Genomic DNA, 11,959 nt, shown 5'->3' on the forward strand with positions numbered 1-11,959 from the left:
GAACGAGACGCAGGCGGCCGGGCACGAAGCCCGGCCCCAGCAACGGTAGACGCGTTGAGCGACGATGTTAGCGGCGGGCCGCCAGGATCTTGTTCAGCTCGGCCTCGACGCTCACCACCACCTCTTCGACGGTGGACTTGCCGAGGGCGACAGCGACCATGCCGTCCGTGACGGCCTGGCGGAACGGCCCCGTCGAGTAGAACGGGATGCGCGGCGGCGTCGTCCCGTACGCGAACGAGTCCACGAAGGCGGCGTTGTTGTAGGGCGGGGGCGGCAGATCGCGCCAGAACGGGCTGGCGTAGAACCGCTGCATGGCCGGCACGGCCGAGTACGAGGACGTGATGATCTGGGTGCCCTGCTCGCCGTACATGAACTCCAGGAACTTCCAGGACGCCTCGGCGTTCTTGGAGGAAGCCGTCAGCGCGAAGCCGAAGGTGCCCATGCCCGTCACGCGGCGCGTCGTGCCCTTCGGGAAGTGGAGGACGTCGAACTCGTCGCCCTGCGGCAGCAGGCTCGAGCGGAAGGTGGGGCACCAGAGCCGCTGATGGCAGGTCATGGCCGCCTGCGCGGAGGCGAAGACGTTGCCAGCCTGGCTGTTCATGGTCTGGATGAGGGTCAGCGGCGCCCAGTAGCCATCGACCATCGGCTGGGTCAGCTTGCGGAACGCCGCGATGCCGGCCGGCGTGTTGATGGTGGCGCGGGTCAGGTCGTCCGAGACGAAGGTGCCGCCCTCGGCCAGCACCATCGGCACGTAGGAGTACCACTGATCGACGTTGAACGCGAGGCCGTAGACGGCCACGTTGTCCTTGTCGAAGCCGGCCTCGTCGCCGCGCCGACCGTTGATGTCCACGGTGAGCCGCTTGTACATCGTCTCGAACTCGTCCCAGGTCCAGCCGTCAGGGCTGGTGGCCGGGTTGAAGCTCGTGGGCGGGGTGACGCCAGCCTCCTGCGCCATGCGGAGGTTGATGTACGGCAGGATGATGTCACCCTGCTTCGGGAGCATGTGCAGCTCGCCGTCCACGATGCCGAGGTTGAGGAACGTCGGATCGAAGTCCCGCCAGGGGAAGCTGCTGGCCTCGGCGTACGGGATCATGTTCTGGGTGATCCCGTTGTCCTTGTACGGCTTCGCGAAGTTGTCGTTGGTCTGGACGATGTCCGGGAGCGTGCCGGCCGTCAAGTAGGTCAGCAGCTTCTGGTCGATGTTGGTGCCGGACTCGGCTGTGATCTTGACGGTGACGCCCGGTACGGTGCCGTTGAACGCCGTTGCCAGATCTTCGTAGATCTTGACGTCGGCCGGGTTCGTCTGGGTGGTCAGGAAGCTGACCTGATACGGCGTGCTCTGCTTCGGCGCTTCGAACGGCTGCGTGGCAACCCCAGGGGTCGCAGCGAGCGCTGGCCGAGTCGCCTCGGTGAGCAGGGCAGCGGTCGCGCCCATCAGCACGGTCGTGAGCATCGTCCGGCGCGTGATGGTCCGAGATCGCGGACGCATGTCCATCCCTCCGCTTCGTCATTGACAGGAGTGTGGGGTGGGCGACGCCTACCCTGGCGTCGACGCTCGGCCGCTGCTCACCATGTGGACACGGTTTCCCGGACCGCGCCTGAAGCAAGCGGTTGCAGGGGAGGGTACCATCGACCAGGGTAACCGTCCAATAGCGGGACGTTATCAAGAGGATAACGCGGTCATGAGCCGCGCGTCTGACCGCCCCGGCCAGCCAGCCCGGGTACCAGGAGGCCCAGGCCGACGGGCGATTGCATGAGGTGCACGGCTCGTCGCTTCGTCGGGGCTTGAAGGCCCCGCCTACCATCATGCTGCCGCCCCACGACGCTCCTGTCTCACCGGTCGACGGTGGTTCCGGTCCTCCGTCGCGCAGCGACCGAATGACTGTCGGCGGGGGTTTCACCGCCCGGCGGAAAGGGCAGGCGTCGGTGGTGGCGATCCTCGAAGCCGCCAGCGCCCGCTGACGTCACCAGGCGGGGCTGTCAGCATGCCGACCGACCACCCTTCTCGGTGGTCACCAGGACGTCCGGCAGGTGCACGGCCGGCTTGCAGTCATGTCTTGTCAGGTGTCAATCGCATGGTCGATCAGTGCCCGTCGTCATCCCGACCGCGGCGAGGAACGAGCGGAGTGAAGGGATCTACCCGTTGTAGCTACGCGAGGAAGATCCCTCGACTTCACGCGCAGGCTCGTATCGCTCGGGATGACGAGGGAGGCGTCGGCAGGGGTCCAACCCAATAGTTCGCGACTGACAGGCCAGTAGGTTCTCACGCCGCCCGCGGCGCTGAGCACCCGACAGCGGCCCTCACCCGACAGCGGCCCTCAGCGGGTGTTTCGTACTGGCTCGCTGGGGATGGGCCGCACCGTTGGATCTGGGGCGCGCGTAGCCGACCGCGCGGGTGTGGCAGCAGCGCCCACCGTCACCGTCGGCAGGGCAGTCGGGGCCGGCGTTGGGGTGCGGGTCAGCGTCGGCAGCGCGGTGGCGGTAGCGGCCGGCGTGCTCGTCGGGTGAGCAGTACTGGTTGGCTGCGCCGTTGCCGTGGCGGGCGCGGTAGCTGAGGGCTGAGCTGTCGGCGTCGGCGGCACGGTCTGGGTGGGCGGGACCGTCGCCGTGGGCGGGACCGTCGGCGCCGTGGTCGGCGTGGGCGAGGTCGTGCTGACCGGCGTGGTTGTCGGCGAGACGGTCGGCGGAGGGGTGGGTGTCGGCGTCGAGGTCGCCAGCGTGGCCGTAGCCGTGACCGTGAGGGTTGGCTGCGCGGTCTGCGTCGTCGTCGCCGTGGGCGAGATCGTCTGCGTGGGGAGGAGCGTGCCGGTCGGCGTGACGGTGGCCGTGGTGGTGGCCGTGGTGGTGGCCGTCACCGTCGTGGTCGTCGTGGGCAGCACGCCGGACGGCTGGATCTCCAACGTCCCTTCGAGTGCCCCATTGCTGACGTGGAGCATCGCCGGGCGCGTCTGGGTCACCTCCACCATGACCTGAACCGTCAGGCTGCCATCCAGCCCGGTGACGCCGCGCGCGGGATCGAACCGCAGGCCGGCTGGGCCGCTCATACCGATGGGCGCGTTCGGGACCGGCTGCCCGGCCCGGTTCTTCGCCGTCACCTTGACCGAGAAGCTCTGGCCGGCGGTCAGCGCCACCGGACCGCGCCCGGCGGCCGGCTGCAGCTCCAGCGTCGTGACCGCCGTGTCGGCTGGCAGCAGGATAGTGCGCTCGGGAGACGGCCGGCTCGCCACGCCAACCTTGTTGTACGCCTGCACGGCGACGTAGTAGCGTGTGCCCGGCACCAGGCCGTCGGTCACGCTGCCGGCCGTGTTCGGCCCAAGGTCAACGGTGCGGGTGTACGCGCCGGGCGCCGTCCCGATGAGCAGCCGGTAGCCGCTGGCCGTGCCCTTGCGAGCGGGCGGCTGGAACCGTACGCCCAGACCGGCGGCGGCCGGAGGGGAGGCGGCCATTCGCGCGGGTGTCAGCACGGCGGCCGCGCCCTGCTGCACGAGGGCCACTTCCAGCGCCTCCGGAGTGGACGGCGGATCGTTCAGCGAGGTCGAGCCAGAGACCGTGGTCAGCGTCGTGCCGCTCAGCTGGGTGTTCATGGTGGCGGTGACGTAGATGCTGCTGGGCACCGCCGTGTTGACCGTCACCTTGGCGACGGCCTGTCCGCTGCCGGCAGCCGGAGCCGAGCAGCCAGACGCCGCACTGCCGATCTTGCCGGTGGCCGGCTGGGTCAGCGTGTACGAGCCACCGGCCGGGCTGCTGCTCAGGCTGAAGGTGATGGCCGCGCCGTCCTCCACCAGGAAGCCCTGGCGGTTCCGCGCTGTCGCCGTCACGCAGGCGCTCTCGCCCACCCCCAACGTCACGGCGGCCGGCAGCGGCGACATCGCGATGCTCTCCGGATTGGAGACGTAGATGTAGCCGTTCATCGTCTCAGCCGTGCCGCTGCAGCCCGTGGCGCTGGTGGGATACGCAGTGGCGTGCCAGGCGTAGGAGCTGTCTCCGACAGGGTTCCCCGCGCCATCGGAGCCGTCCCAGGCGTACGTTGCGATGCCGCCGCTCGGCGTCAGGCAGGATGACACCTTCGCCGTACCGGTGCTGATCGTGAACTGGACGTACTTCGCCAGACCGGTCACGTCGGCTCTCAAGGTAGAGGTCTGGCCCGAGCGCGACGCGAGCCGGATGCTGCCCGAGCTGATGCTGCTGATCAGGCCGGAGGTGGAGCCCGCTGACGTCGTCACGTCCCAGGTGTTGACCGACGTGCCCATCGCGAAGCCGTCCGCGTCGTTCACAGTGACCTCGACGCGGTAGCTGGTGCTGGGCGAGAGTCCGGTGATCATGTGGCCAAAGTAGTCGGCGTAGCGGGCAACCGGGACGGCCGCCCCGTAGGTGCCACCGACCGCCGGCGTGCGCCAGCGAACGGTGGCTGAGTTGTTGCCATTCGAGTCGCCGAGATACGGCAGGAAGATATTGATGTTCGAGTTGCCCTCGACGACGTCGCCGCCGGTCAGCAGCGTCCTGGTCTCGCCCTGATAGATGATGGGCAGGTACTCCGGCGTCGAGACGTTGTTGGCGGCGTCGGTAGCTGTCACGATGAATCGGTTGGCGGTGCCGTTGGTCAGCGTCACCGGCAGCGAGAAGTTCGACGCGCCGCTGTAGGCGTATGCCGATGCTGCCAGCGTATCCTCGACGCCGAAGCTGCCGGTCGGAGCGTTGTCCCGGTACGCCCGCATCCAGAGGGCCGAAGAGGTGCCGGTAATCGTGTAGGTCGAGGCCGAGGTGTAGGTGGCGGATGTCGGGGCCGAGATCGTCAGCGAGGACGCCGAGGAGTCGGTCGTCGCGCTCGTCTGGAATGTCGAGGTGAACGCCGAGGCCAGCGCCCGCCCGGACAGGTCCTGCGCCGCTGTGGTCACCGAGATCTGGTACCACGCACTGGCCGTCATGTTGGCGCTCGATTCAAAGCGCATGATGTTGCCGCCAGCGCCCTGCCAGGAGATCGCGCCGTTCGTGGGCGCGGTCCAGGTCGAGCTGAATGAGACGCAGGCAGACGTGGTACACCGCTTCAGGGAGAATGCCGACTGCACGCTGGACTGGTTCATCTGCTCGCTGAACCAGACCGAGACGCTACGATTGATGTCGTAGCCAGTCGTCCCATCGGCCGGGTACGCCGGCGGGACAACGTGCGGCGCGGCGCCGTCCGCCGTCACCGTGACGCTGGTCACTGGCGACTGCACGTTGCCGGCGTTGTCGGTGGCCCGTGACTGGACCGTGTAGCTGCCGTTCGCGGCCCAGACCCAGGAGTAGGTCCAGCTTGTGGTGCCGGTGGCGTTGTTCCAGGTAGCCCCGCCATCCGTGCTGACTTCGACCTTCTGGACGCCCGAGCCGGTATCGCTCGCCGTCCCGGTAACGGAGTATGGCGTCGTCGTGACGTAGCCGCCGTTGACCGGCGCAGAGATGGTGGACGACGGGAGCGAGTCGTCGGCGGTGGCCGAGACCTCACTGGAGTTCGTCGCAGACTCGACGCTCCGCGCGTTGACCAGCCGCACGACGTAGTAGTAGGCGCCGTTGCTGAGGCCGGTGTCGTTGTAGGTGGTCGCGGTCACAACAGACCCGTTGACCTTCGTGTACGGACCGCCGCTCGCCGTTGCACGGTAGACGTTGTAGCCGCTGACGCTGAAACCGACCGCCGACCAGGACACGGCAATGGCAGACCCTGTCGCCTGTGCCGAGACGCCGGAGGGCGCAAAGACAGCTGCTGAGCTGAAGGTGTTCGCATTGACGGACTGGGTGTCCGTCATGAACGCTGCCGTCTCGCCAGCCGTCTGCCCCAGGCCAAACAGGAGCACGGCCAACAGGATCGTCGTGACCAGCCCGAGGGGCCGATGCACCCGTGGCTGCTGCCCGCCAGATCGGGGAACCTTGACCGCCTGTGGCCCTCGCCGCCCACCCCGAGCAGGCCGGCCGCGCCGCTGCGGCAGCGGCTGGCTCTCCCAGGAAAGCTCAGCGACTGCTGGCTGCAGCGGGACCAGGGATCGGCTAGCGGGACGCATGGCCGTAGGTCAACCCGGCGGATGCATCGTCCTGGCGTGTGGCGTTGCGGCGCACCTCGGCGGCGGCCGCGTCGGCCGCCTCGCGCAGCGGGATCGAGTGCGGATTCGAAGCGACGGCCTTCCAGAGGCAGGTGAGGCGCGCTCCAGCATCGGACTGACACTCGGCCAGCAGCAGCCAGGCATCCTCCAGGTCTGGGTTCTGCGCCAGCGCCTGGTTCAGCAGCATGGCCGCCTCGGCCGGCCGGCCGTTGCTCAGCGAGACCCAGGCCCGGCGCATCAGCAGGTCAGGCGTGAGGGTCAACTGCTCGGTGGCCAGCGGCGTCGGGCGAGTCGTCCGTCGGCCCAGCAGGGCGTCCACCATCAGGAAGAGCGCCGGCAGACCCAGCAGCACCACCTTCCCGAGCGGCTGGCGGGCGAACTGCACCAGGTACCCGATCTTCGGCACACCGTAGACGACGCGTCCGAGGACAGCCTGGGCGTCCACCTCGACCTGGTCTACGCTGTCGTTCGCATCGCCCCTGGTCTCGAAGAGGAGCCGGCCGGCCTCGTTGGTGCTGATCCCGACCAGCCGATGCGTCACCACGACGTTCGGGCGAATCGGCGTGCGGTAGCTGATGATGTCGCGGACCTGCAGATCCTCCGGGCGGACCGGGCCGACGACGGCCAGGTCACCCACCTGGAGCGTCGGCTCCATGCTGCCGCTGAGCACCACGTACGACTCGTAGCCGATGAGCGCAGGCGCAGCACCGGCCAGCATCACGCCGACAAGCAGCAGGAGCAACCCCGCGGCGGCCGCCCGCGCGACGAGGAAGGCCTGCCGCGTCCAGGTTGAGAGCTGTTGTACTGCGTCCATCGGTGCTGATCCCCGTACGATTCGCCCGTGGCGATTGACCGCTAGAGCTGTTGAGCCGTGAAACTGAAACTGGCGGTGGTCGTCGCGCCCTGGAACCCGGAGCCGGTGCCAGCCGGCAGGGTGACCTGGAAGCAGAGCACCTCGCCGGCGCTCGCAGCGACCGTCCGGCCGCCGTTCGGGAACGATGACGGCGTCCCGACGATGTCCAGGCTGGACCCAACCGCGCCCAGCGGCGACGAGCCGCCCCCGCCGTAGACGGATGTGCCGCTGCCGCTGAACCCGGCGTTGGTGCAGGTCGTGACGCCAGACTTGACGGCCAGATACAACTGTGCGCCGAGGCCCTTGCCATCGTCGTTCGTGACGGTGGCTGCCAGGGCGTACCGCAGCGAGAGCGTCCCGCTGTTGCTGACCGTCAGCGGAGCGGTCACCGATTCGCCGGGCACGAGGTCGCTGAACGTCAGCAGGGCCGAGGTCGGGCTGTTCGCGATATCGATGGTGCCGGCTGTGAAAGCGCTTCCGGTACTGGTTGCCGCGCCGCGGAAGTAGGCGACCGTCCCACCCTCCACAAGGCCGGTCAGCGCGCCGAGCAGCAGGACCGTCGCCAGCAGCAGGCGGTTCCAGAGGATCGTCGGACGGGCGCGTTGGAGGCGGCTGCCCAGCACCAGCGACGTTCGCATGGCTATCGGGCGTCGAAGGTCAGATCGATATTGCCGCTGGCGCCCATCTGCGCGTTCTCCGCCCCGGCTGCGCCGTTCGTCCAGGCCACCACGACGCAGAGGATCTCGCTGCCAGAGGCTGCCACGGTCCGCTTCGTGCCACCAGCCGAATCGAACAGCACCGTGTCCGCCGACAGTGACACCGCCGCCGCTGAGGAGACCGAGGTCAGCCCGGTTTTCGCGCCGGCCGCATTCGCCGGGGAGCAGTTGGCCGTCGAGCCGGCCGTGTAGACCTCGAGTGTGGGCGGCGTACCGGCGGCCCAGAGCGTGCCACTTGTGTTGGTGGCGGTGTACTTGAGGCCGTAGTCGAAGCTGAGGGTGCCGGTGTTGAGGACGGTGACGTAGCCGGCCACCGTGTCGCCCGGGCGGAAGCTGGACGAGCCGAAGCTGGCCGTGACCGCTGACAACTGCGTCTCGTCCGCGTCGGTCAGCTTGAGGATGACCGTTCCGGTGTTGAAGACGTTGCCCGTGCTGGTGGCCGTGCTCGTGAAGTAGGCCAGCGTCCCCTGCCCGTTCAGAAGGCTCAGCACGCCCAGCAGCAGCACCAGCACCGCGAAGACACGCCGGTAAGGCAAGATGGGCAGAGCTGTGCGAAGCCAGTACATGCGGGGTGCCTCGTGATTCGAATTGCAGGGGTGCAATGCGGATGCCTGTGCGAGCACATGAATGGTCGTCGTGCCGATAGCCGCCTGTGGTTGTGGCCGCCTGCCAGTGATCCGCGCCCTGAACGCCTGTGCCAGCGGATCCGGTCGCGCTCGCGGCTGCGAGCGACGCCTGCTCCGAGGCAGAGCACGCTGCGTTCGGGCTCCTCATTCAATCCAACGCCAGAACCGGGCGGGCGGGGACGCGACGAGTACGTGGGCGGCTTTCTTTTCCCAAATCTTTCCCATCTGTTCACGCGCGCAGGCCGCTGCTCGCCTCGGGCGAAGGGAGCGCGCCGGTGGCGGCTCAGCAGCACGTGGCGGCATGGTCGGCAGGACGTGCAAAGATCCCCGGCCGGGGCTGGCGATCCGACGCGCTGCTCAGTTGGCCGTCGCCGTCCAGGTGATCGAGACGGTCTGCGACAGCCCCTGCACGCTGTTGTTGGCGGCGGCCGGCAGGCAGACCGACAACGCGAGCAGATCGGTGTCCCCGGGCGCCATCGCCAGCCCCAGATCCAGGGTCGGCACGTTGATGACGCCGTCGTACAGCACGCTGCTGCCGCGACTCACCCGCAGTTGCAGGCCGTTGTTCTGGTCGGTCCAGAGCAGCGTGGCAGGCCCCACCGGCGCGGTCGCGAGCGAGTAGGTCTGGAACGTGGCCCGCCCGACATTCGACACCGTGACGTTCTGGGTCACGCAGCCGCCCGGGCGCATGGCGTTCACGACGAACAGGCCGCTGGACGGCGCATTGGTCTGGATGACCACGTAGCCCGAGGTCGGGGTCGGGGTGAGCGTGGGCGTCGAGGTGGGGGCCGGCGTGGGCGTGAGCATCGGCGGGGAGGTGGGAGCCGGCGGGGAGGTCGCCGGTGGCGTAGACGTGGGAACGGGCGTCGAGGTCAGGGCTGGCGCGCCCGTCGCGGTTGGCTGCGCGGTCGCCGTGTGCTCGGGCGTCGCGGTCCGCCGCGGGGTCGCGGTGCGCTCGGGTGTGGCCGTGTTCTCCGGCGGCACGGTGGCCACCGGCGGTATGGTGGCCACCGGCGGCGCTGTGAGCACTGGCGGCACGAGGACCGGCTCCTCCGGCACGCTGGTCGCGGGCGCAGGTACGACTGGCACCACCGTGCCAGGTGGCAGCTCCTCACCGGGTACGGCCGTTGGCACGACGGTGCCCACATCGGCTGGCTGCGGTGTGCCCTGGGCGCGCTCACGGGTGGGCGGAACCGGCGGCCTGACCGGCGCCGCTCCGGCCCCAGTAGCTCCGTTGCCACCTCCGCCAGCGCCGTTGCCATCCTGCCCGGAGCGCGCCGGCTGGCTCGCAGAGCGGGCGGGGTCGTCGCGGCCGGTCGTGTTGCTCCCGGCGCCGGGCGTGCCCGAGGACGCCGGCGCGCCCGCACTGATGGCGCCCGGCGAGGCAGCGGCAGCCGCTGGCAACGGGACGCCGCCAGGAGCGACGGGCGGCAACGGCACGCCAGACGTCGCGACGACGCTCGGCGCGAGCGCCGCACTCGGCGCTGTCGCCGCGCGTCCCTGCCCGACCTGGGCCGGCGGCGTTTCCGGGGACGTCGAGGGGGTCGCGGACGCGGCCTGCGCGGCGCTCGTCGGCGTGGGGGCACGCGCCTTCCGACCATCCTCGATGGCGGACTGAACCATCTCGAGCAGCCTCGTCGGATCGGCCGCCGGATTGGTCACCGCGTCGCTCTGTTCCCAGGCCTCGACGAGCAGCTCGTCGAGGTTCTCCTCGGCGTACCCGATGCGCGCGCTGACGGCATAGCCCGTGATCCCGAACATGATCAGGATCACGGCCATCGTGCTGAGCAGGTCCGAGGAGGTCCACCGGCCTGCCAGCGGCACGCGGCCGGGCGCGAGGTTGCCGCCTCGGCTTCGGAGCTGCTTGGGCGCGCCGCCAGCGGCTGCATTCATGCCAGAATTCCGGGCCGTCAGGACGCTCGCCCGACAGGCTTGCGCGTCTGAGGTGAGAAGATGGCGTACCGGTCGCGCCCGCCTTCCTTCGCCTGGTAGAGCGCCATGTCGGCGTCGTGGACGACATCCTCTGGCTTCTGATGCAGCGGGGTGCGCGCGGCGATGCCGATACTCGTGTGGACGATGCGCTCCTGCCCCGCCAGCACGAACGGCTGGCGCGTCGCATCCAGGATGCGCTGCGCGATGCGAGTGGCCTCGTCCAGGCTGGGCACCTCTTCGAGGATCACGGCGAACTCGTCGCCGCCCAGCCGCGCGATGGTGTCCTCAGGGCGGACGTTCGCCAGCAGCCGCTCGCCAACGGACACCAGCAGGCGATCCCCAGCGGCATGCCCCAGGGTGTCGTTGATCTGCTTGAAGCGGTCGAGATCCAGGAACATCACCACCATCAGCTCGCCCCGACGGCGGGCGCGGTGGAACGCCTGCTGCAGGCGGAAGTTGAAGAGCGACCGGTTCGCCAGCCCGGTCAGAGCGTCGAAGAACGCCGCGCCGATCAGCTTCTCGACCTGATCGGCCTGCTCGCTCTGGCGACGCCGCATGTACAGCAGCAGCCCGAGGGTCACCGGCCCGATCACCGCGAACCAGGTGCCGAGTCGCGTCAGCCAGATCGGCCGGGGATCCGCGTAGATCTCGCTGGCCGCGACCACCCGGTCGCCAAGGCGGATCGGCGCGTAGACCGCCAGCACTTCGCGGTAGCTGCCGGACAAGTCTCCGTCGTCAGCCGACGAGAGTGACAGCACACGGGTGTTAACGGTACCAGCCAGCGCGGCGGCCAGGCGCGGTACGCGGGCCGGCAACACCTTGCGCCCGACGCGCTCCTGCTGCCCCGAGTACAGGACGGTGCCGTCCGGGGCGTAGATGCTGACCTGGAGCAGATCTTGCCCGTCTGCAGTCCGTGCGGCGGCAAGCTGACGGTCGAGCGTCGGGGTGAGGCTGGCGATGCGCGCCTGCTGAAAGTCGCTGGCGTCAAGATGACCGAGCACCTGCTCGTCAAGAACCGAGACGGCGCGCTGAGCGATGCGCTGTGTGATCCAGCGCTGGGTCTGCTGGTCGCCGGTCCAGGCGAAGAAGACGGCCAGCAGGCCAACGATGACGACGGCTACGATGGTCCCAGCGGACCGTGCCCGTCTGAGGCTGCCGAAGTTCCATGAGGTCAGGCCAGACACGCGCTCCATCCACAGCCGGGCGGTATCAGCTTCGAGGCTGAACCGACGCCGGCGTCACAAGCTTCTGGCGGGGGCGGGCGCACACGCTCGCGTGGCGCGCACCCTGCACCCTACGGAAACGTGGCCGGGCGAGGCGGGGGGATGGAACCGTCGTGCCGATCTGAGACCCGGTATTCACGTAGAGTCGTTCAGGCCGCCGCGATCAGCCCGGCCCCTCCGCCTTCAGCAACCCCAGGAAGCACTCGACGATCGTGCTGTCCCACCGCGGCCCACGGTTCTCTTCGAGGATCTCGCAGGCCCGCGTGACCGGCATCCCAACGCGGTACGGCCGGGTGGTGGTCATGGCGTCGTAAGCATCGACCACCGAGATGATGCGGGCCAGGAGCGGGATCTCCTCACCGGCCAGCACCAGGGTACAGCCGCAGGGCGATTGCATGTTCATTGGTGTCCCCGAAGCATCATGGAACGGGCGGTCGGGGCTTGAAACCCCCGCCTACACTCCTGCCGTCGCTGCGCGACGCGCCAGTCGCACCAGTGCCGGCCGTTCCCGACGGCAGGAGTGTAGGCGGGGGTTTCA

8 protein-coding genes are annotated in these 11,959 nt (G+C 69.2%); all 8 read right to left on the reverse strand.

Annotated elements, in window-relative coordinates; all coding sequences use genetic code 11:
* Window positions 1–67: 67 nt before the first annotated feature.
* The 8 genes from IT306_27845 to IT306_27880 all read right to left on the reverse strand — a co-directional run bounded on the left by IT306_27845 (window position 68) and on the right by IT306_27880 (window position 11,818).
* Entirely contained in the window at window positions 68–1,489 is a 1,422-nt protein-coding gene (locus IT306_27845; GenBank protein MCC7372259.1) for a sugar ABC transporter substrate-binding protein, read from the reverse strand.
* A gap of 829 nt (window positions 1,490–2,318) precedes the next feature.
* Complete coding sequence (locus tag IT306_27850) at window positions 2,319–5,870, reverse strand: Ig-like domain-containing protein (protein MCC7372260.1); 3,552 nt, start codon at window positions 5,868–5,870, stop codon at window positions 2,319–2,321.
* Window positions 5,871–6,018: 148 nt separating this feature from the next.
* Complete coding sequence (locus tag IT306_27855) at window positions 6,019–6,885, reverse strand: signal peptidase I (GenBank protein MCC7372261.1); 867 nt, start codon at window positions 6,883–6,885, stop codon at window positions 6,019–6,021.
* Window positions 6,886–6,926: 41 nt separating this feature from the next.
* The gene (locus tag IT306_27860) at window positions 6,927–7,562 is read right to left on the reverse strand and encodes a hypothetical protein (protein ID MCC7372262.1); all 636 of its coding nucleotides are present in this window, start codon (window positions 7,560–7,562) and stop codon (window positions 6,927–6,929) included.
* Between the two features lie 2 nt (window positions 7,563–7,564).
* Window positions 7,565–8,206: a hypothetical protein gene (locus IT306_27865; protein MCC7372263.1), complete on the reverse strand. Its 642-nt coding sequence runs from the start codon at window positions 8,204–8,206 to the stop codon at window positions 7,565–7,567.
* Window positions 8,207–8,623: 417 nt separating this feature from the next.
* On the reverse strand, window positions 8,624–10,159 hold the full coding sequence (locus IT306_27870; protein ID MCC7372264.1) for a hypothetical protein: 1,536 nt from the start codon (window positions 10,157–10,159) through the stop codon (window positions 8,624–8,626).
* Window positions 10,160–10,176: 17 nt separating this feature from the next.
* Complete coding sequence (locus IT306_27875; protein MCC7372265.1) at window positions 10,177–11,382, reverse strand: GGDEF domain-containing protein; 1,206 nt, start codon at window positions 11,380–11,382, stop codon at window positions 10,177–10,179.
* 202 nt (window positions 11,383–11,584) lie between these two features.
* On the reverse strand, window positions 11,585–11,818 hold the full coding sequence (locus IT306_27880; protein ID MCC7372266.1) for a hypothetical protein: 234 nt from the start codon (window positions 11,816–11,818) through the stop codon (window positions 11,585–11,587).
* Window positions 11,819–11,959 lie beyond the last annotated feature (141 nt).

This window comes from Chloroflexota bacterium, assembly GCA_020850535.1.
GTDB lineage: Bacteria > Chloroflexota > UBA6077 > UBA6077 > JACCZL01 > JADZEM01.

Coding starts and splice junctions, on each gene's coding strand:
- IT306_27845 (MCC7372259.1), bottom strand. CDS start 1,489: ATGCGTCCGCGATCTCGGACCATCACGCGCCGGACGATGCTCACGACC.
- IT306_27855 (MCC7372261.1), bottom strand. CDS start 6,885: ATGGACGCAGTACAACAGCTCTCAACCTGGACGCGGCAGGCCTTCCTC.
- IT306_27860 (MCC7372262.1), bottom strand. CDS start 7,562: ATGCGAACGTCGCTGGTGCTGGGCAGCCGCCTCCAACGCGCCCGTCCG.
- IT306_27865 (MCC7372263.1), bottom strand. CDS start 8,206: ATGTACTGGCTTCGCACAGCTCTGCCCATCTTGCCTTACCGGCGTGTC.
- IT306_27870 (MCC7372264.1), bottom strand. CDS start 10,159: ATGAATGCAGCCGCTGGCGGCGCGCCCAAGCAGCTCCGAAGCCGAGGC.
- IT306_27880 (MCC7372266.1), bottom strand. CDS start 11,818: ATGCAATCGCCCTGCGGCTGTACCCTGGTGCTGGCCGGTGAGGAGATC.